This window comes from Stenotrophomonas sp. PA-6-5C, assembly GCF_021605635.1.
In the GTDB taxonomy this organism is placed as follows: domain Bacteria; phylum Pseudomonadota; class Gammaproteobacteria; order Xanthomonadales; family Xanthomonadaceae; genus Stenotrophomonas; species Stenotrophomonas lactitubi.
This window is the reverse complement of the sequence record NZ_WKEE01000063.1, coordinates 1-18,572: the sequence shown is the minus strand read 5'-3', so window position 1 is coordinate 18,572 and position 18,572 is coordinate 1. Positions and strand designations below refer to the sequence as shown.

At 67.8% G+C, this 18,572-nt stretch carries 18 protein-coding genes; 12 read left to right on the top strand and 6 right to left on the bottom strand.

From position 1 onward, the window contains the following. Nucleotides 1-75 precede the first annotated feature (75 nt). Nucleotides 76-330, top strand: a complete 255-nt coding sequence (locus tag GIW57_RS20560; protein ID WP_236512573.1) for a hypothetical protein — start codon at nt 76-78, stop codon at nt 328-330. A 74-nt stretch (nt 331-404) separates the two neighbouring features. On the opposite strand, the gene GIW57_RS20555 is transcribed toward GIW57_RS20560, so the two are convergent. Together GIW57_RS20555 and GIW57_RS20550 are read right to left on the bottom strand one after the other, a co-directional pair. Then, complete coding sequence (locus tag GIW57_RS20555) at nt 405-1,406, bottom strand: energy transducer TonB (RefSeq protein ID WP_236512571.1); 1,002 nt, start codon at nt 1,404-1,406, stop codon at nt 405-407. A 200-nt stretch (nt 1,407-1,606) separates the two neighbouring features. Next, nucleotides 1,607-2,233 (bottom strand): TIGR00645 family protein, encoded by a 627-nt coding sequence (locus GIW57_RS20550; protein WP_230112884.1) that lies wholly within the window; start codon nt 2,231-2,233, stop codon nt 1,607-1,609. Between the two features lie 113 nt (nt 2,234-2,346). On the opposite strand from GIW57_RS20550, the gene GIW57_RS20545 reads away from it, so the two are divergent. The 4 genes from GIW57_RS20545 to GIW57_RS20530 all read left to right on the top strand — a co-directional run bounded on the left by GIW57_RS20545 (nt 2,347) and on the right by GIW57_RS20530 (nt 7,851). Continuing rightward, the gene (locus GIW57_RS20545) at nt 2,347-3,036 is read left to right on the top strand and encodes a glutathione binding-like protein (protein WP_236512569.1); all 690 of its coding nucleotides are present in this window, start codon (nt 2,347-2,349) and stop codon (nt 3,034-3,036) included. 175 nt (nt 3,037-3,211) lie between these two features. Continuing rightward, on the top strand, nt 3,212-5,437 hold the full coding sequence (locus GIW57_RS20540; RefSeq protein ID WP_236512567.1) for a DPP IV N-terminal domain-containing protein: 2,226 nt from the start codon (nt 3,212-3,214) through the stop codon (nt 5,435-5,437). Between the two features lie 25 nt (nt 5,438-5,462). Next, nucleotides 5,463-5,978 carry a cytochrome c oxidase assembly factor Coa1 family protein gene (locus GIW57_RS20535; RefSeq protein WP_236512565.1) on the top strand — a complete coding sequence of 172 codons (516 nt, stop codon included), beginning with the start codon at nt 5,463-5,465 and terminating at the stop codon, nt 5,976-5,978. Between the two features lie 76 nt (nt 5,979-6,054). Continuing rightward, nucleotides 6,055-7,851, top strand: a complete 1,797-nt coding sequence (locus GIW57_RS20530) for a DUF885 domain-containing protein (protein WP_236512563.1) — start codon at nt 6,055-6,057, stop codon at nt 7,849-7,851. Between the two features lie 81 nt (nt 7,852-7,932). Here the strand turns inward: GIW57_RS20530 and GIW57_RS20525 are convergent, their stop codons facing one another. Then, nucleotides 7,933-8,397 carry a hypothetical protein gene (locus tag GIW57_RS20525; protein WP_100462055.1) on the bottom strand — a complete coding sequence of 155 codons (465 nt, stop codon included), beginning with the start codon at nt 8,395-8,397 and terminating at the stop codon, nt 7,933-7,935. Nucleotides 8,398-8,579: 182 nt separating this feature from the next. On the opposite strand from GIW57_RS20525, the gene GIW57_RS20520 reads away from it, so the two are divergent. The 4 genes from GIW57_RS20520 to GIW57_RS20505 all read left to right on the top strand — a co-directional run bounded on the left by GIW57_RS20520 (nt 8,580) and on the right by GIW57_RS20505 (nt 11,181). Continuing rightward, a complete protein-coding gene (locus GIW57_RS20520) occupies nt 8,580-8,828 on the top strand; it encodes a hypothetical protein (protein WP_032952021.1) in 249 nt (82 codons plus the stop codon). A 123-nt stretch (nt 8,829-8,951) separates the two neighbouring features. Further along, on the top strand, nt 8,952-9,869 hold the full coding sequence (locus GIW57_RS20515) for a bestrophin family ion channel (RefSeq protein WP_236512562.1): 918 nt from the start codon (nt 8,952-8,954) through the stop codon (nt 9,867-9,869). A gap of 19 nt (nt 9,870-9,888) precedes the next feature. Next, a complete protein-coding gene (gene hemB, locus GIW57_RS20510) occupies nt 9,889-10,878 on the top strand; it encodes a porphobilinogen synthase (RefSeq protein ID WP_025877543.1) in 990 nt (329 codons plus the stop codon). A gap of 33 nt (nt 10,879-10,911) precedes the next feature. Beyond that, complete coding sequence (locus GIW57_RS20505) at nt 10,912-11,181, top strand: hypothetical protein (RefSeq protein WP_089237657.1); 270 nt, start codon at nt 10,912-10,914, stop codon at nt 11,179-11,181. Between the two features lie 215 nt (nt 11,182-11,396). Here GIW57_RS20505 and GIW57_RS20500 read toward each other — a convergent pair whose 3' ends face one another. Next, nucleotides 11,397-12,260 carry a hypothetical protein gene (locus GIW57_RS20500; protein ID WP_236512560.1) on the bottom strand — a complete coding sequence of 288 codons (864 nt, stop codon included), beginning with the start codon at nt 12,258-12,260 and terminating at the stop codon, nt 11,397-11,399. Nucleotides 12,261-12,308: 48 nt separating this feature from the next. Here GIW57_RS20500 and aroE point away from each other — a divergent pair, with 48 nt between their 5' ends. From aroE to dinG, 3 genes are all read left to right on the top strand, one after another. Then, nucleotides 12,309-13,154 carry a shikimate dehydrogenase gene (gene aroE / locus GIW57_RS20495; protein ID WP_205404502.1) on the top strand — a complete coding sequence of 282 codons (846 nt, stop codon included), beginning with the start codon at nt 12,309-12,311 and terminating at the stop codon, nt 13,152-13,154. Between the two features lie 3 nt (nt 13,155-13,157). Then, nucleotides 13,158-13,508: a hypothetical protein gene (locus GIW57_RS20490; protein ID WP_099819829.1), complete on the top strand. Its 351-nt coding sequence runs from the start codon at nt 13,158-13,160 to the stop codon at nt 13,506-13,508. 152 nt (nt 13,509-13,660) lie between these two features. After that, nucleotides 13,661-15,763 (top strand): ATP-dependent DNA helicase DinG, encoded by a 2,103-nt coding sequence (dinG, locus tag GIW57_RS20485; protein ID WP_236512559.1) that lies wholly within the window; start codon nt 13,661-13,663, stop codon nt 15,761-15,763. A 21-nt stretch (nt 15,764-15,784) separates the two neighbouring features. Here the strand turns inward: dinG and GIW57_RS20480 are convergent, their stop codons facing one another. After that, nucleotides 15,785-16,384, bottom strand: a complete 600-nt coding sequence (locus GIW57_RS20480; RefSeq protein WP_236512558.1) for a hypothetical protein — start codon at nt 16,382-16,384, stop codon at nt 15,785-15,787. Nucleotides 16,385-16,500: 116 nt separating this feature from the next. Next, complete coding sequence (gene ilvD, locus GIW57_RS20475; protein ID WP_100462062.1) at nt 16,501-18,339, bottom strand: dihydroxy-acid dehydratase; 1,839 nt, start codon at nt 18,337-18,339, stop codon at nt 16,501-16,503. Nucleotides 18,340-18,572 lie beyond the last annotated feature (233 nt).

Sequence of the window (18,572 nt, the reverse complement as noted above, 5' to 3'; positions counted from 1 at the left end):
ATCCCTTGGCAGTTATACGGCAGAACGGTCGGAAGCGAGCGTCGACACTGGTCCTCCATTCCCCTGGAGCACGCCATGCAGCCCCACGACATCCTTCCCGATCATCAGAACGACGTGCAGGTGAACGGACTCACCGTGCGCAAGGGCAGTGTAGGCGCCTTCCTCGCCAGCGTCCGCGACTGGCAGGACCCGGCCAGTGATGCCGCCACCCGTGCCGCCGCCGAAGCCGATCTGCGCAGTCTGCTGCCCGGACTGCACGCACTGGGTCTGTTCCAGGTGCTGGCGGCACGCGATCCGGCGCTGCAACGGTTGATCGACGGCGCAGCCTGAAACGTACAAGGCCCGGACATGCCGGGCCTTGCTCCAGAACCACCGGGCGCGGCCCGGCGCTACCGCCTTGGGCATCAGCCGCCCGGTGCGAACACCAGCGTGCGGCGAGTGGTGACCGGGGCATTGACCGGCTCGAAGCGCCAGCGCTTGACTGCGGTGAGGGCTTCGCGATCGAAAACGCGCGAGGGCGTCGCGCGCAGCACGCGCGCGTTGGTCACCGAGCCGTCGGTGCCGACGGTGATTTCCACCAGCACTTCGCCGGAGGTGCCCGAACGCAGGGCTTCGGCCGGGTAACGCGGTGCCGGCGTGCTGACCGGGCGCAGGCTAGGGGCGGCGGCGGTCGCGGCCTGGCGGGCGGCGTTGGCCTGCTGGGCAGCGGCCTGCTGCTGCTTCTGCTCGGCATCGCGGCGCGCGGCGGCCTGGCGCTCGGCTTCCTGGCGCTCGCTGTCACGACGGGCAACATCCTGCTGCGCGGCAATCTGCTTGGCCGCCTCGGCTTCCTTGGCGCGCTGTTCGGTCAGGCGCTGCTGCTCGGCCAGCTGCCTGGTGCGGTCTTCAGCGTCCTTCTTGACCTTCTCGGTTTCGTCTTCGGTGCGCTTGGCCGCGATCTGTACGCCCTTGCTCAGGCCTTCTTTCAGGCGCGGCAGGGCCGGGGCCGAGGCGTCGACTTTTTCGATCAGGGCGACCAGCCGCTGCGCTTCGGTGAAGTCCTCGCGGCCCAGGTGCTGCTCGGCGGCGATCAGGGTGTAGGGCAGCAGGTCGGTCAGCGCGCTCTTCACCGAGGCATCGTCCGGGGTCTTGTCGCGCAGGGCCAGGTAGTACTCGATGGCGTTGTCGCCGGCCGGCGCGTACATGCGGTTCTCGCGCAGTGCCTGGCTGGCCGATTCGCGCAGCTGCTCGGTGCCCATCGACTGCACCTTGGCAGCCACGGCCGGTGCGGCTGGCGCTGCAGCGGCGGGGGCACCCTGCGCGGCCGGGGCCGGTGTTTCTTCCTTGCCCGAGCAGGCAGCCAGGGCCAAAGCCAGAGCGACCGGCAACCACCGGCGCGCGGCAGCGATCATTGCGACGTGCGACATCCTGCTCCCCTCTAAGAAGACGACGTTACGACAAACGTAGGCAAGCCTGCCGGGACTGGAGGTCCGGGCGCGGTCGATGACGTTTCCCGACGCCATCGCCGATGACGGCGAGGGTGCAATCTAGCATCCCGGCCTCACCTGCGCACAAGGGCAGGCGTAGCGGGCCGGTGGCGGCACTGGTACCGCCACCGGGATCGGGATCAATGTGCGGCGGACTTGCCGTGGCCTTCCGGCTTGTCGTGGCTGCCGGACATCAGCTTGTCGGTCCATGCGATGCCGATCGCCGACAGGATGAACACGCAGTGGATGATGGTCTGCCAGAGCACGCCGTCAGCCGTCAGCATCGAGCAGCGGGCCACGCCGATGTTGGCGGCAGCCACGCTCATCTGCTCCGGGGTGCACAGCGGGATGCCGCCCAGCGCGCCGGTGGCAATGAACGTCTTCAACAGGTGGATCGAGGAGATGCCGATGATCGCCATCGCCAGCTTCACCTTCAGCACGCTGGCGTTGACGTGGCTCAGCCATTCCGGCTGGTCCGGGTGGCCTTCCAGGCGCAGGCGCGAGACGAAGGTTTCATAGCCGCCGACGATCACCATCACCAGCAGGTTGGAGATCATCACCACATCGATCAGGCCCAGCACGATCAGCATGATCTGCTGCTCGCCCATCGACACCGAGTGCGAGATCAGGTGCCACAGTTCCTTGCCGAACAGGAACACGTAAACGCACTGGGCAACGATCAAACCCAGGTACAGCGGCAGCTGCAGCCAGCGGGTAGCGAAGATCAGGCTGGACAGCGGGGACAGTAGCGGACGGTTTGCACTCATGCGGAGGATGCTGCGTTTCGGGGGAGAGGCGAGGTTACCGGCCCGCCATGACGGTGCCAAGCCAACGCACGCACTAGACTTCAGGTTCCTTTCCGTACCCCAGAGCCGCCGCCATGATCGACCTGTATTACTGGCCTACCCCGAACGGCCACAAAGTGACCCTGCTGCTGGAAGAAGCTGGCCTGGAGTACCGCATTCATCCGGTCAACATCGGCTCGGGTGACCAGTTCAAGCCGGAATTCCTGGCCATTTCCCCCAACAACAAGATGCCGGCCATCGTCGACCACGCCCCGGCCGACGGCGGCGCCCCGCAGAGCGTGTTCGAGTCCGGCGCGATCCTGCTGTACCTGGCCGAGAAGACCGGCCGCTTCCTGCCGGCCGACCCGCGTGGTCGCGTCACCACCCTGGAATGGCTGTTCTGGCAGATGGCCGGGCTGGGCCCGATGAGCGGGCAGATGGGCCACTTCAATGTGTACGCGCCGGAGAAGATCCCGTACGCGATCGAGCGCTACGACAATGAAGTGCGCCGCCTGCACGGGGTGATGGACAAGCGCCTGGCCGAGCACGCCTTCCTGGCCGGCGAGGACTACACCATCGCCGACATGGCCAGCTACCCGTGGGTTGGCGCCTACGACAAGATCCCGGTCGACTTCGCCGCGTTCCCGCACCTCAAGCGCTGGCACCAGGCCATTGCCGACCGTCCGGCCACCCAGCGCGCCTATGCGCTGCGCACGCAGGTGAACCCGGACGCTGGCAAGCCGCTCAGCGACGAAGAGCGCAAGCACCTGTTCGGCAAGCGCTGACCCGGGACGGTGGCCCAAGGGTCGGATCCCTTTGCATCGCAAAGGGCTCTGACCCTTCAATAGCGCTGCCATGGGCAGAAGGTCATGCTGTCTTCCAGCACCGGCTTGGTTAGGATGGAGGCTGACCGTCCCGCGCCCGCCGCGGTGACGGACCTGCCGTTTGCCGGGATCCTCCATGCGCCATCTGTTCGCCTCGCTCGCCCTCATGCTCGCCACCAGTACCGTCGCCCACGCTGAAAAACTCACCCTGGAAGCCATCACCGGCCCGCTGCCGCTGTCCGGCCCGACCCTGATGAAGCCGAAGGTGGCGCCGGACGGCTCGCGCGTGACCTTCCTGCGCGGCAAGGACAGCGACCGCAACCAGCTGGACCTGTGGAGCTACGACATCGGCAGCGGTCAGACCCGCTTGCTGGTGGACTCGAAGGTGGTGCTGCCGGGTACCGAAACCCTCAGTGACGAAGAAAAGGCCCGCCGCGAGCGCCAGCGCATCGCCGCGATGACCGGCATCGTCGATTACCAGTGGTCGCCGGACGCGCAGCGCCTGCTGTTCCCGCTGGGCGGCGAGCTGTACCTGTACGACCTCAAGCAGGAAGGCAAGGCGGCAGTGCGCCAGCTGACCCACGGCGAAGGCTTTGCCACCGATGCCAAGCTGTCGCCCAAGGGCGGCTTCGTCAGCTTCATCCGCGGCCGCAACCTGTGGGTGATCGACCTGGCCAGTGGGAAGCAGATGCAGCTGACCGCTGATGGCAGCACGACCATCGGCAACGGTATCGCCGAATTCGTCGCCGACGAAGAGATGGATCGCCATACCGGTTACTGGTGGGCGCCGGACGATTCGGCCATCGCCTACGCCCGCATCGACGAAAGCCCGGTGCCGGTGCAGAAGCGCTACGAAGTCTATGCCGACCGCACCGATGTGATCGAACAGCGTTACCCGGCCGCGGGCGATGCCAACGTGCAGGTGAAGCTGGGTGTGATCTCGCCGGTGGAACAGGCGCAGACGCAGTGGATCGACCTCGGCAAGGAGCAGGACATCTACCTGGCCCGCGTCGACTGGCGCGATCCGCAGCACCTGAGTTTCCAGCGCCAGTCGCGCGACCAGAAGAAGCTGGACCTGGTGGAAGTCACCCTGGCCTCGAACCAGCAGCATGTGCTGGCCCACGAAACCAGCCCGACCTGGGTGCCGCTGCACAACAGCCTGCGTTTCCTCGACGACGGCAGCATCCTGTGGTCGTCCGAGCGCACGGGCTTCCAGCATCTGTACCGCATCGACAGCAAGGGCAAGGCCGCCGCGCTGACCCACGGCAACTGGTCGGTCGATGAACTGCTGGCGGTCGATGAAAAGGCCGGCCTGGCGTACTTCCGCGCCGGCATCGAATCGGCGCGCGAAAGCCAGATCTACGCCGTCCCGCTGCAGGGTGGCCAGCCGCAGCGCCTGTCGAAGGCGCCGGGCATGCACAGCGCCAGCTTCGCGCGCAACGCCAGCGTGTACGTGGACAGCTGGTCCAACAGCAGCACGCCGCCGCAGATCGAACTGTTCCGCGCCAATGGCGAGAAGATCGCCACCCTGGTCGAGAACGATCTGGCCGATCCCAACCATCCCTACGCGCGCTACCGCGAGGCGCAGCGCCCGGTCGAATTCGGCACGCTCACCGCTGCCGACGGCAGGACGCCGCTGAACTACAGCGTGATCAAGCCGGCCGGCTTCGATCCGGCCAAGCGCTACCCGGTGGCGGTGTACGTGTATGGCGGCCCGGCCAGCCAGACCGTCACCGACAGCTGGCCCGGCCGTGGCGACCATCTGTTCAACCAGTACCTTGCCCAGCAGGGCTACGTGGTGTTCTCGCTGGACAACCGCGGCACCCCGCGCCGTGGCCGTGACTTCGGTGGCGCGCTGTATGGCAAGCAGGGCACGGTGGAAGTGGCCGACCAGCTGCGTGGCGTGGCGTGGTTGAAGCAGCAGCCGTGGGTGGACCCGGCGCGCATCGGCGTGCAGGGCTGGTCCAACGGCGGTTACATGACCCTGATGCTGCTGGCCAAGGCGTCGGACAGCTACGCCTGCGGTGTGGCCGGCGCACCGGTGACCGACTGGGGCCTGTACGACAGCCACTACACCGAGCGCTACATGGACCTGCCGGCGCGCAACGATGCCGGCTACCGCGAAGCACGCGTGCTGACCCACATCGAGGGCCTGCGCTCGCCGCTGCTGCTGATCCACGGCATGGCCGACGACAATGTGCTGTTCACCAATTCCACCAGCCTGATGAGCGCGCTGCAGAAGCGTGGCCAGCCGTTTGAACTGATGACCTATCCGGGTGCCAAGCACGGCCTGTCCGGTGCCGACGCACTGCATCGCTACCGCGTTGCCGAAGCCTTCCTGGGACGTTGCCTGAAGCCTTGATCATCATCCGGGAAGGAGCCCGCCCATGACCCTGCCGCCGCCGATTCCTGCTCCCTCCAACCTGGCCTCCGGCTGGTGGTGCCGGCATTGGCGCTGGGCGATGCCGCTGGCGGTGCTGCTGTTCCTGGCCGCCCTCGGCGGTGCCATCGGCTGGAGTGTGCTGCGCTGGACCGAGGCCGCGCACGACAGTGCGCCGATGCGCGAGGCGATGCGTCGCGCCGGCTGCAGCGTCGAACTGGTGCAGGTGTTCGGTGAACCGCTGCAGGCCGGCACGCTGCCGCTGGGCAGCATGCAGACCGCCATCAACGGCGAGCGCGATGTCGGCCTGACCGTGGCGCTGGAAGGACCGCATGCGCATGGCCGCCTGTTCGTGAAGGGCACCCGCAGCGACGACGTGTGGGATTACCCGGTGATGTACGTGCTGGCCGAAGACAAGCAGACCTTCGACCTGAGCGCGCTGGATGATGCCGAGGCGGCCGGCGAATGCGAACTGCAGGAATGTCGCGCGCGCGGAGACTGTGCGCTGACGGTCGCGCTGTAGAGGGCGTGACCTCCGGGCGATTGTCGCCACCGTCATGAGCGCGTAGGGTGCGGGCAACCCTATCCTGGAGTGCTCCATGAAGCCGATCGCGCTTGCCATCGCCCTGGCCCTGACCGCCGCCCCGCTGCTGTCGGCCCCACCGGCCCTGGCCGCACCGGCCTCCAAGGCCTCTACGCCCGCCAGCCCGGCCTGGGTCGCGCGCAGCAACGCGCTGGCGCAGATCCTGCTGGATGCCCAGGGTCCGTTCCAGCCCGAGGAAACCGGCTTCTTCGGCGTGCCCGGCTACGACGACAAGGTCGCCGACCTCGGCCCGGACAACGACCAGCGCTACCGCGCCGCGATGGCCAAGGCCCGCGACGAGCTGAAGGCCAAGCTGGCCAGCGAGAAGGATCCCAACGTCCGCCAGGATCTGGAGATCATGATCGCCGCCGCCAACCAGAACATCGAAGGCAGCGAGCTCAACCAGAAGTACCTGCTGCCGTGGCGTGATGCGCCGCAGAGCGTGTTCAGCGGCCTCAACCTGCTGCTGTCCGACCAGGTGCCGGCCGAGCGCCGGGCCAAGGCGGTCGATCGCCTCAAGGCATACGCCGGCCTGCAGCCAGGCGGCACCGCGTTCACCACGCTGGCCCGCCAGCGCTACGAAGAGCGGTTGAAGGACAGCACGCTGCTGCAGCCGACGAAGATCGAAGTGCAGCAGTCGCTGGACAACGTCGAGACGTACATCACCGGTATCGAGTCGCTGCTGAAGAAATACCAGGTTGCTGGTGCCGACGAGGCGATGAAGGCGCTTGCCGCACAGATGAAGGAATACGCCGCATGGACCCGCAAGGAGGTGCTGCCGAAGGCACGTGCCGATGCGCGCCTGCCGGCCCCGCTGTACGCGTATCAGCTCAAGCAGGTCGGTATTGATATCGACCCGAAGCTGCTGATGCAGCGTGCGCAGCTGGAGTTCATGGAAACGCGCTCGGCGATGCGCCAGCTGGCGCCGCTGGTGGCGAAAGAAAAGGGCCTGAAGGTCAGTGACCCCAGCGACCCGGTGGCGGTGATCCGCGCGCTGAAGGGCGAGAAGATCGCCGATGACCAGCTTGAAGGCCATTACCGCAAGGTGATCGATGCCATCGATCCGCTGATCCGCGAACATCGCATTGTCGATGTGCCGCAGCGTGCGATGCAGATGCGCCTTGGCTCGGCCGCCGAAAGCGCTGCCAGCCCGGCACCGCACTTCCTGCCCGCGCCGCTGGTCAACAACACCGGGCAGCAGGGCACCTTCGTGCTGCCGCTGGGCAACCCGGCGGCCGGGGTGGGCGCGCAGTACGACGACTTCAACTTCGGTTCGGCGGCGTGGACGCTGAGCGCGCATGAAGGCCGCCCGGGCCACGAACTGCAGTTCACCGCGATGGTCGAGCGTGGCGTGTCGCTGGCGCGCACGATGTTCGCGTTCAATTCGGTGAACGTGGAAGGCTGGGCGCTGTACGCCGAAGCGGAGATGGTGCCGTACGAGCCGCTGGACGGGCAGATGATCGCGCTGCAGTTCCGTCTGCTGCGTGCCGCCCGCGCGATGCTGGACCCGATGCTCAACCTCGGCCTCACCGACCGTGCCAATGGCGAGCGCGTGCTGATCGAGCAGGTGGGTCTGTCAAAGGCGATGGCCACCCAGGAACTGGACCGCTACATGGTGCGCATGCCGGGCCAGGCGGGCAGCTATTTCTACGGCTACACCCGCATCCTCGAACTGCGCATGCAGACCGAGCTGGCACTGGGCGCGAAGTTCGACCGCCTGGCGTTCAACAACTTCCTGCTCGACCAGGGCCTGTTGCCGCCGGACCAGCTGGCCGAAGCGGTGAACCAGGTGTTCGTGCCGAAGTACCGGTAGCGCCGGGCCACGCCCGGCGAGCGCAGCGGAAGGGAAGAGACGCCGGGCATGGCCCGGCGCTACCCGCGTGACCCGTGCAGGTCACCGCTGCGGTTGCGGGGTGATCGTCTGCGTCGGCAGGCGTGCCGGCGGCGCCGGATTCGGCACCCAGATCGCCACGCCGGCCGCGCGTTTCTGCGTGGTCGGTATGCCGATGCCGACGCCACCGCCTACGTGCGAACCGAAACTGCCGGCACCCACCGACATGCCGACCGGTGAGCCACTGCTGCCCACGCCCATCAGGATCACGCCGTTGGCACCGAGCGCAGCCGCTTCGCGCTTCAGGCGAGCCACGGCGGCATCGGTCTGGCCCTGCGTGCCAAAGCCTACCGCCGACGACGACTCCAGCTGGGCGATTTCCTGCGAACCGGCGGGCGGCGTCGAATAGATCTGCACCTGGGCCGGATCGATCGGCGCACGGGCGCGGCCCAGCATGACCTTGGAGGTGCTGGCGCAACCGGCAACGGTCAGCAGCATGGCCGCCAAGGCGACCCAACGGATGTTCATGGCGTATACCCCTGTAGGACTGGTTCGGATCATCAGCCGGGCACTCTGAATCGGCGCCAACATCGGGGCTCGACCCATGGCCGCACGCTAGCACGGCGCCGGTGAGGTTGACGGCAACGGCGGTAGGCGGCGCTGCCGGGAACGGCTATGGTTGGGAGCAAGAACAACCACGGGAGCGCGCTATGGGTGTGATCAGTCTGTTGTGGGGCGTATTGGCCCTGTTGTGGATGATCCTGGCGTTGATACCGCTGCTGGGCTGGGGCAACTGGTTCCTGATCCCGTTTGCTGCGGTCGGCGCGATCATCGCCGCGCTCGGCATCCTGTTCACCCACCCCAGCAAGCGCGGCCGGGCCTGGACCGGGCTGATCCTGAACGGCATCGTGGTGGTGGTCGGCATCCTGCGCCTGGGGCTGGGCGGTGGCGTGATCTGAGCCGGTCCGGCCGGTGCGACAGGGCGTCGCAGTGACACGGCCGCTGGCCGGGCAGGGAGTAGAATGGGCGGCTGCGCGAGCCCCCCGCGTGCCTGTTGAACCGCGCCCTGCGCGGCTGCTCCCATGATCATTCGTTCCCGTCCCCACGGCTGGCAACTGCTGTACATCCTGCGTGGCTCCATCGTCCCGGCGATCGCGCCGAAGGTGCTGGCCATCCTCACCCTCTCCATCGCGGTCGCCGCGGTGGTGGAGCTGGCGCCGCCGGTCGGCATCGAGCGCGTCTCGGTCACCCCGTTCACCCTGCTCGGCCTGGTCCTGTCGATCTTCCTCAGCTTCCGCAACAGCGCCTGCTACGACCGCTGGTGGGAGGGCCGCAAGCTGTGGGGCCAGCTGGTGTTCGAATCGCGTTCGCTGGCGCGGCAGGTACAGGTACTGCTGGCGGACGATGCGCCACGCCGCCAGCGCATCAGCTACCTGACCACCGCTTTTGCCTATGCACTGGCCGCGCGCCTGCGTGCCCGCGACGTGGCGCTGGCCGCGGTGCCATGGCTGGACGAGGAGCAGCGCGGGCAGCTCGCCCAGCGCGAGAACGTGCCCGATGCGCTGCTGGCGATGATCGCCGCCGAATTGGCCCAGGCCCGTCGCGAAGGCACGCTCGATTCGATCCTCTACGTCCAGCTGGAAGAGCGCCTGCACGCGATGTCCTCGATCCAGGCCGGCTGCGAGCGCATCCTCACCACTCCGCTGCCGTTCGCCTACACCCTGCTGCTGCACCGCTGCGCGTGGATGTTCTGCGTGCTGCTGCCGTTCGGCCTGGCCAGTTCGCTGGGCTGGGCCACGCCGGTGCTGTCGGCGGTGCTGGCCTATGCCTTCTTCGGCCTGGACCAGCTGGGTGAAGAAATGGAAGACCCGTTCGGCCTGGAGCCGAACGACCTGCCGTTGGACGCGCTGGTGCGCACCATCGAGATCGACCAGCTTGATGCCCTCGGCGAACGCCCGTTGCCCGCACCCCTGCTGCCGCAGGGCTACCTGTTGCAATAGCCACTCCTCGGAGCCTGCCATGCCTCATCCCCATTACCGCCCGCGGCGCATGCGCCATGACGAATTCTCGCGCCGCCTGATGCGCGAGAACACGCTGACCACCGACGACCTGATCTATCCGGTGTTCGTGCACGAACCGGCTGGCCGCGTCGCGGTGCCGTCGATGCCGGGCGTGGAGCGGCTTTCGATCGAAGAACTGCTGAAGGTGGCCGAGGAAGCGCTGGAACTCGGCATCCCGGTGATCGATCTGTTCCCGGTGCTGGACGCCTCGCAGAAGTCGCTGGACGCTTCCGCGGCGTGGGCCGAAGACGGTCTGGCGCAGCGTGCGATCCGCGCGCTGAAGTCGCGTTTCCCGGAGCTGGGGGTGATGACCGACGTTGCCCTGGATCCGTACACCACGCACGGCCAGGACGGCATCATCGATGACAAGGGCTACGTGCTCAACGACATCACCGTCGAAGCGCTGGTCAAGCAGTCGCTGTCGCACGCCGAGGCGGGCGCGGACATCATTTCGCCTTCGGACATGATGGATGGCCGTATCGGTGCGATCCGTCGTGCGCTGGATGCCGACCACCATCTCAACGTGCGCATCATGGCCTACTCGGCCAAGTACGCCTCGGCGTTCTACGGCCCGTTCCGTGACGCGGTGGGCAGCGCAGCCAGCCTCGGCAAGGCCGACAAGAAGACCTACCAGATGGACCCGGCCAACGGTGACGAGGCGATGCGCGAGATCGCGCTGGACCTGGAGGAGGGCGCGGACATGGTGATGGTCAAGCCGGGCATGCCGTACCTGGACCTGGTGCGGCGGGTGAAGGAGACCTTCGGTGTGCCGACCTTCGCCTACCAGGTCAGCGGCGAGTACGCGATGATGAAGGCGGCGTTCGCCAACGGCTGGCTGGACGAGCGCGCCTGCGTGCTGGAATCGCTGCTGGGCTTCAAGCGCGCCGGCGCCGATGGCGTGCTGACCTATTTCGCGCCGCAGGTGGCGCGTTGGCTGCGCGAGCGCTGACAATAGCGCCCACGACGGGCGGAGGAACACGCGATGGGACCTGAAATGGGTTGGATGCAATGGTTGATCTGGGGCACCGGTACGCTGGTGTTCGGGGCCATCATCGTCGGCGTGTTCGTCGCTGCCTGGCGCGCCGCCCGGCGGCCGCCCGAGCAGCTTTCCGCCGCCGCCCAGGTTGCCCGCGAGCAGGCCGTGCCGGAGAGCGTGCAGGCCGAACTGGCCGCGCTGAACCGGCGCAAGGACAATGGCCAGCTCAGCGAAGTGGAATACGAGCAGCAGCGCGCGAAGGTGCTGTCGCGCTGATCTGATGTTCTGGTAGTCGCCAACCTTGGTTGGCGCGCCGTCCGGTGTGCCGACCAAGGTCGGCACCTGTCGGAAGGCGTCATCCACGCATGGCGTGGATCTACTGGTGGGGGCCAACCTTGGTTGGCGGTTCTGTTTCTGTGCCGACCAAGGTCGGCACCTACCGGAGGGGGCGGTCGGCCTCCACCGAACCATCATCCACGCATGGCGTGGATCTACCGCACGCACTCCGCCACTGCCACCACCTTCGGCACTGCCAGCCGGTACACGTCCACGCCACCGGCGCGTGGCGACTTCGCCGCGCTGCTGGCCACCATCATTTCGCCCGGCTTGGCGTTGTCGACGACCGGCGCGCCGGTCCAGCCGTTGGCCTGGTTGAACGACAACCCCAACGGCTGCAATGCAGCGCCCGTCCACGCGCAGCCGCTGGTCCAGACCTGCGCGGTGTCACCGCTGCCACGGCTGAAGGCCACCGCGCCCGCGCTGCCCAGCCAGTCGCCATCGGTTTCATCGGCAGCGCTGTTCAATGCCTGCAACGCCGTCGCCGGCCCGCGCGCGCCCTGCGCGTCCAGCGTGGCCTCGAACAGGTCCCAGCCGGCACCACGGCCCTGCTGACGGGCAAACAGCAGCTGCTGCCCGTCCGCGCTCAAGGCCGGGCCGCGCTCCTCATGGCGACCGCCATCGCCGGCCAACGGCTGCGGGGCGCCCACGCTGCCATCGGCGGCGATCGCCGCCCGGTACAGCGCCAGCCGGCCCTCACGACCTGCGGCGAACAGCAGCCAGCGGCCGTCGCGGCTGAAATACGGGTCGCGCACCTCGCCGGTCACCGCCAGCGGCAAGGCCCGCGCCTGCTGCCAGCGGCCATCGACCACGCGCGCCTGCCACAGCCCCCAGCCGGCGTCGCCACGGCGGGGGAAGACGATGCGCTGGCCATCGGCGCTGATCGTGGCCCGGCCCTCATCGGCGCGGGTGGAGACCACGCCCATGCCCTCGATGCCGTACTCGTTCAACGCCATCGCCACCGGGGCAGAGAGTAGACTGGCGGCGAGCACCAGCAGGGTCGGGGCGATACGCATCATCCAGGTCCATGCACGAAAGAGCACCAGTCTAGCCAGCTTGAGGATTCCATGACCGATCGTTACGCCGTCTTCGGACACCCCGTCGCCCACTCGAAGTCGCCGCAGATCCATGCTGCGTTCGGTCGCCAGGAAGGCATCTCCCTCGACTACCGCAGCATCGATCTCGCCCCGGACGCATTCCTGGCCGGGCTGGAGGCGTTCGCCGCCGAGGGCGGTGTCGGTGCCAACGTCACCTCACCGCACAAAGAAGCGGCATTCTCCGTGTGCACTACGCTGACCGCACGCGCGCGCCGCGCCGGCTCGGTCAACACCCTGCTGCGCAAGGGCGACCGCTGGCACGGTGACACCACCGATGGCATCGGCCTGGTGCGCGACCTCACCGACCGCCACGGCCTGGACCTGCGCGGCCGCCGCGTGCTGCTGCTGGGCGCCGGTGGATCGGCGCGCAGCGTTGCGCCGGCGCTGCTGGATGCCGGCATCACCGAACTGGTGGTGGTCAACCGCACGCCGGAACGCGCCGACGAACTGATCGATGCCATGGGCGAGCCGGGCCGCGCGCTCAGCCGCTACTGGGACGATCTGCGCGACCTCGGTGATTTCGAGCTGATCCTCAACGCCACCTCGGCCGGGCGCGATCGCGACGCCGAGTTCAAGCTGCCGCTGTCGCTGGTCAATTCGATGACCACGGCGGTCGACCTGAACTACGGCGAGGCCGCCATCGCGTTCCTGGCCTGGGCGCGCGCCGCGCAGTGCCGCAACACGGTCGATGGCCTGGGCATGCTGGTCGAGCAGGCGGCCGAGAGCTTCCTGCAGTGGCATGCCGTACGCCCGCAGACCGACGCGGTCTACCAGCAGCTGCGCGCCGGTGCCGGTGCCTTCGCTGGGCAGGACTGATCGATGGACAGCCAGGCTCTGATGGTCTCCCTGCTGACCATGGTCGGCGTGCGCCTGCCGGTGCTGATCGCCCTGTGCGTCGGCCTGGTCTGGGTGATGGGCGCGCCACGCGATCCGGCACGTACCGGCGCGCTGTCCGGCCTGCTGCTGTTGCTGGCGTCCAGCATGGGCAGCCTGCTGGCCAACCTGGTGCCGATGTGGATGGTCAGCCGGGGTGACTTCAGTGCGATCTCGCAGCTGAGCACCGTGCTGGGCGTGGTCCACTTCGGCCTGGCGATGCTCGATGCCGTCGGCACGGTACTGCTGGTCTGGGCATTGGTACGGCTGCTGCGGCAGCGCACTGCGACGCCCTGACCGCGATGGCGGCAGTGGCCGCGCCGGTGGCGTCGCGGGGCGCTCATCCAGCCATGGCGCGACGCGGCTGACCCTGTTCAGCGCCCGCGCCTCGGAGCCCGTGGCCGGCCATGCGACAATGGCCGGCCTGACCCCGCTACGGTAGTTCTGGCGTGACCGAAACCGTCGCCGCCCCACGCAAGCTCGATGACACCTTGAAGGACGCGATCCGCAAGGCGTACACGACGCTGCAGGCCAATACCCCCGGCTTCTCCACCCGCCGCTCGCAGAGCCAGATGATCGGCGTGGTGTCGCGTGCACTGTCCACCAGCGGCGGTGTGGGCGTGGTCGAGGCGCCGACCGGCGTGGGCAAGAGCCTGGGCTACCTGACCGCCGGCGTGCCGATTGCTCTGGCCAGCAAGAAGAAGCTGGTGATCAGCACCGGTACCGTGGCGCTGCAGTCGCAGCTGGTCGAGCGCGATATTCCGAACTTCCTCAAGGCCACTGGCCTGGAGGCGACCATCGCACTGGCCAAGGGCCGTACCCGCTACCTGTGCACGCGCAACGCCGCCGAAGCGCATGGCGAGGGCGCGCAGAACGGCATGTTCGAGGATGAGCAACCGCTGTTCGACCGGCCGCTGGCGCCGATCGAGATGGACATCGCCAAGCGCCTCACCGTGGCCTTCAGCAACGGCAGCTGGGACGGCGACATCGACAACGCACCGGAAACCATCAGCCCCGGCCTGCGCGGGCGCATCACCACGCCGGCCTCGGGCTGTGCGGGGCGACGCTGTGCGTACTCGGCGCAGTGCGCGGTGCTGCGTTCGCGCAACACCGTGCGCGACGCGCAGATCGTGGTCACCAACCACGCGCTGCTGCTGTCGGCGCTGTCCATTGGTGACAGCGACAACGGCCAGCCGATGATCGCCGCGCCGTCGGACATGCTGCTGGTGCTCGACGAAGGCCACCACGTTGGCAATGTGGCCATCGATCAGGGTGCGGCCAGCCTGGCGCTGGACGAGATGGCCAAGCGCACCGGCCGCCTGCAGATCCTGATTGCCGGCGCCTATCGCGCGGTCGACAAGGATCGGCTCGGCAACCTGCTGCCGAACGAAGCCATCGACGCGGCCAGCAATGTGGCGAAGGGCCTGCGTGCATTCCGCGACCATGTCGAGGCGGTGTGGATGCCGGCGCCGGCCGATGAGGAACCGATGTGGCGCGCTGCCAACGGGCGCCTGCCCGAGGCCTGGCGCGAACCGATCGAGGCGCTGGCCGACGATACCCGCAGCCTCTACAACTGGGCGCACGCGGCCACCGCGCAGGTCGCCAAGGGCAAGCCGGACGATCCGGCGCGCGAGCGCCTGCAGCGCAACCTGGGCATGGCCCTGGAGATGATCGAGCAGCAGTACAACCTGTGGCAGGTCTGGCGCCGCGAAGACAAGGAAGGCGCGCCGCCGATGGCGCGCTGGGTGACCGCCACCCGCGACGGCGACCTGGTGCTGCATGGCTCGCCGGTGTCGGCCGCGCACGTGCTGCGCAAGCTGTTGTGGGATGAAGTGGATTCGGTGGTGCTGACCTCGGCGACGCTGACCGGCGGCGGCGATTTCCAGGCGCTGGCGATCGACAACGGTATCCCTGAAACCGCCGAGATGGTGTCGCTGTCTTCCCCGTTCGACCTGCCCAATCAGGCCGAGCTGATCGTGCCGCCGTTCCCGGTCACGCCCGATGACCGCGAAGGCCATCCGCGTGAAGTAGCGCGCTACATCGGCAAGGAACTGGATTGGACGAAGGGCTCGATGGTGCTGTTCACCTCGCGCTGGAAGATGGAAAAGGTGGCGGGCCTGATGCCGGCCGCCAAGCGCAAGCAGGTGCTGGTGCAGGGCGAGATGTCGAAGACGCGCATGATCGACGAACACCTGCGCCGCGTGGCTGCCGGCGAGGGCTCGGTGCTGTTCGGGCTGAACTCGTTCGGCGAAGGCCTGGATCTTCCCGGTGAGGCCTGCACCACGGTGGTGATCACCCAGGTACCGTTCGCGGTGCCGACCGATCCGCAGACCGCCACGCTGAGCGAGTGGGTGGAAGCGCGCGGGCTCAATGCGTTCAACCTGATTGCGATTCCCCATGCGCTGCGCACGCTCACTCAGTTCGCCGGCCGCCTGATCCGCACCTCCACCGACACCGGGCGGGTGATCATCCTCGACTCGCGCCTGCTGACCCGCCGTTACGGCAAGCGCATCATCGACGCGCTGCCGCCGTTCAAGCGCACCATCGGCTGAGGTGCCGGCTGGTTCCGCGTTTCAGTATTGCGATTGCGGACATGACTCGGACGCCAGTGCGTAGGGCTGGTACATGCAGCGGATCAGGTCGTCCACCGTCTTCAGCCGCGGTGGCCATGCGACGTGCTGCAGGCCCTGTGCGCTCCGCATCTCGACCCTCCCATCCCTGAGCGTGGTACCGGGTGGCAGCGGCAGGGCGGCCAAGCGCGCGCGAGCACGTCGTAGTGCCGGCAGGTCGTCATCCAGAAAGGCGATGGTCGCATCCACGTAGAGGTTCCACCCCTCCGGGTCGGCGCCGGCAGGCTTGTACGTCAACCGCATCAGCGCGCTGGCGGGATCGCGTTGCCCCTCGTAGGCACGCAGTTGCGCCTCGTGCCAGGCCAGCTGTGGGTGGCCGCTTGCCTTGGCCTGGCGCCGGTATGCGGCGAACAGGTCAGCCAGTTCCAACTGGCAGCCGGCGCGCCGGACCAGCACGTCCCAACCCTCGCCGGGGCCGTGGTCGAATGCTTCAGGCGACATCGCCAGCAGTTCGGCACGATTGTCGAAGTGGCATTCGTCGGCCCATGCTGGCGTGGATGCAACGGTGAGTGCCAGTGCTATCAGACTGCGGGAGAAGCGCATCGTGACGTCCATGTGCGGGGCTGCACATGATGCGCTCCGGAGGTGGGTAGTGCCGGCCGCTGGCCGGCAAACGCGGCGCCCTGCCTTTGCCGGTCAGCGGCCGGCACTACCCGTCTTCAATCGCCGAGCAGGGCGGTGTTGCGCACGGCGCCCTTGTCGGCGCTGGTGGCAAGCAGGGCGTACGCCTTCAGCGCGCTGGTGACCTTGCGCGGGCGCGGCGCACGCGGTTTCCAGCCACGTGCATCGGCGTCGGCGCGGCGCTGGGCCAGGGTTGCGTCGTCCAGCAGCAGGTCGATGCGCCGCGCGGGAATGTCGATGCGGATGCGATCGCCGTCCTCCACCAGCCCGATCACACCGCCGCTGGCGGCCTCAGGCGAAACGTGGCCGATCGACAGGCCCGAGGTGCCACCGGAGAAACGACCATCGGTCAGCAGTGCGCACTGCTTGCCCAGCCCCTTCGACTTCAGGTAGCTGGTCGGGTACAGCATTTCCTGCATGCCCGGGCCGCCCTTCGGGCCTTCATAACGGATCACCACCACGTCGCCGGGCTTCACTTCATCAGCGAGGATGCCGGCCACCGCCGCGTCCTGGCTTTCGAACACGCGCGCATTGCCTTCGAACACGTGGATCGATTCGTCCACGCCCGCAGTCTTCACCACGCAGCCGTCGACGGCGAGGTTGCCGCGCAGCACAGCCAGCCCACCTTCCTGCGAATAGGCATGCTCCAGCGCACGGATGCAGCCTTCGGCACGGTCAACATCCAGCGACGGCCAGCGCGTGGCCTGGCTGAAGGCTTCCTGGGTGGGAATGCCGGCGGGGCCGGCCTTGAAGAAGGTGTGCAGGGTGTCGTTGTCGCTGCGCATCACGTCCCAGCGATCGAGTGCCTCACCGAGCGTGGCGCTGTGCACGGTGGGCACGGAGGTATCCAGCAGCCCGGCGCGGTCCAGCTCACCAAGGATGCCGAACACGCCACCGGCGCGATGCACATCTTCGACGTGGTACCTGGGCGAGTTCGGCGCCACCTTGCACAGCTGTGGCACGCGCCGCGACAGTGCGTCGATGTGGGACAGGTCGAAGTCGACCTCCGCTTCCTGCGCGGCAGCCAGCAGGTGCAGGATGGTGTTGGTGGACCCGCCCATGGCGATATCCAGGGTCATCGCGTTGGCGAACGCGGCTTGGGTGGCGATGCCGCGCGGCAGTGCGCGCGGATCCTCGCCGCCATACCAGCGATGGCAGAGCTCGACGATCAGGCGGCCGGCACGGCGGAACAGCGCTTCGCGGTCGGCATGCGTGGCCAGGGTGGTGCCGTTGCCGGGCAGCGACAGGCCCAGCGCTTCGGTCAGGCAGTTCATCGAGTTGGCGGTGAACATGCCCGAGCACGAACCACAGGTGGGGCAGGCGCTGCGCTCGTACTCGGCAACCTTCTCATCCGAGGCGCTGTCATCGGCGGCGACGACCATGGCATCAACCAGGTCCAGCTTGTGCTCGGACAGCTTGGTCTTGCCGGCTTCCATCGGTCCGCCGGACACGAACACCACCGGAATGTCCAGGCGCAGTGCGGCCATCAGCATGCCCGGGGTGATCTTGTCGCAGTTGCTGATGCACACCAGCGCATCGGCGCAGTGCGCATTGACCATGTACTCCACCGAGTCGGCAATGATCTCGCGGCTGGGCAGCGAGTACAGCATGCCGTCGTGGCCCATGGCGATGCCGTCGTCCACGGCGATCGTATTGAATTCCTTGGCGACGCCGCCGACCTGTTCGATCTCGCGCGCGACCAGCTGGCCAAGGTCCTTCAGGTGCACGTGGCCGGGCACGAACTGGGTGAAGGAGTTGGCGATGGCGATGATCGGCTTGTGGAAGTCGCCATCCTTCATGCCGGTGGCACGCCACAGGGCGCGGGCGCCGGCCATGTTGCGGCCAGCGGTGGAGGTGCGGGAACGGTATTCAGGCATGGCTGGCGGAACGGGCGGGCCGTACGACGTGGGGGTCGGTTGATGATGGCGGAGTTTTTCGGTTGCTGCTGCAACCACCGGAGGTGGTCCGGCAGGGCTGCGCCCTGCACCTGCCGAATCAACGGCAACGGCAACAGCGTGCATTCCATGGGATGGCGGGGTGGGTCCGGTTGCGGGGGACGCCGTGAATACGTCCATGTAGGCTCGGTCGCGCCATCCATGGCGCTCACGCC

What these genes read in the sequence shown, in the direction of transcription:
- GIW57_RS20525 (WP_100462055.1), bottom strand. Translation starts at nt 8,397, where the DNA reads ATGAACATCCGTTGGGTCGCCTTGGCGGCCATGCTGCTGACCGTTGCC.
- GIW57_RS20500 (WP_236512560.1), bottom strand. Translation starts at nt 12,260, where the DNA reads ATGATGCGTATCGCCCCGACCCTGCTGGTGCTCGCCGCCAGTCTACTC.
- aroE (WP_205404502.1), top strand. Translation starts at nt 12,309, where the DNA reads ATGACCGATCGTTACGCCGTCTTCGGACACCCCGTCGCCCACTCGAAG.
- GIW57_RS20550 (WP_230112884.1), bottom strand. Translation starts at nt 2,233, where the DNA reads ATGAGTGCAAACCGTCCGCTACTGTCCCCGCTGTCCAGCCTGATCTTC.
- GIW57_RS20505 (WP_089237657.1), top strand. Translation starts at nt 10,912, where the DNA reads ATGGGACCTGAAATGGGTTGGATGCAATGGTTGATCTGGGGCACCGGT.
- hemB (WP_025877543.1), top strand. Translation starts at nt 9,889, where the DNA reads ATGCCTCATCCCCATTACCGCCCGCGGCGCATGCGCCATGACGAATTC.
- ilvD (WP_100462062.1), bottom strand. Translation starts at nt 18,339, where the DNA reads ATGCCTGAATACCGTTCCCGCACCTCCACCGCTGGCCGCAACATGGCC.
- GIW57_RS20530 (WP_236512563.1), top strand. Translation starts at nt 6,055, where the DNA reads ATGAAGCCGATCGCGCTTGCCATCGCCCTGGCCCTGACCGCCGCCCCG.
- GIW57_RS20555 (WP_236512571.1), bottom strand. Translation starts at nt 1,406, where the DNA reads ATGTCGCACGTCGCAATGATCGCTGCCGCGCGCCGGTGGTTGCCGGTC.
- GIW57_RS20545 (WP_236512569.1), top strand. Translation starts at nt 2,347, where the DNA reads ATGATCGACCTGTATTACTGGCCTACCCCGAACGGCCACAAAGTGACC.
- GIW57_RS20490 (WP_099819829.1), top strand. Translation starts at nt 13,158, where the DNA reads ATGGACAGCCAGGCTCTGATGGTCTCCCTGCTGACCATGGTCGGCGTG.
- GIW57_RS20535 (WP_236512565.1), top strand. Translation starts at nt 5,463, where the DNA reads ATGACCCTGCCGCCGCCGATTCCTGCTCCCTCCAACCTGGCCTCCGGC.
- GIW57_RS20520 (WP_032952021.1), top strand. Translation starts at nt 8,580, where the DNA reads ATGGGTGTGATCAGTCTGTTGTGGGGCGTATTGGCCCTGTTGTGGATG.
- GIW57_RS20540 (WP_236512567.1), top strand. Translation starts at nt 3,212, where the DNA reads ATGCGCCATCTGTTCGCCTCGCTCGCCCTCATGCTCGCCACCAGTACC.
- GIW57_RS20515 (WP_236512562.1), top strand. Translation starts at nt 8,952, where the DNA reads ATGATCATTCGTTCCCGTCCCCACGGCTGGCAACTGCTGTACATCCTG.
- GIW57_RS20560 (WP_236512573.1), top strand. Translation starts at nt 76, where the DNA reads ATGCAGCCCCACGACATCCTTCCCGATCATCAGAACGACGTGCAGGTG.
- GIW57_RS20480 (WP_236512558.1), bottom strand. Translation starts at nt 16,384, where the DNA reads ATGCGCTTCTCCCGCAGTCTGATAGCACTGGCACTCACCGTTGCATCC.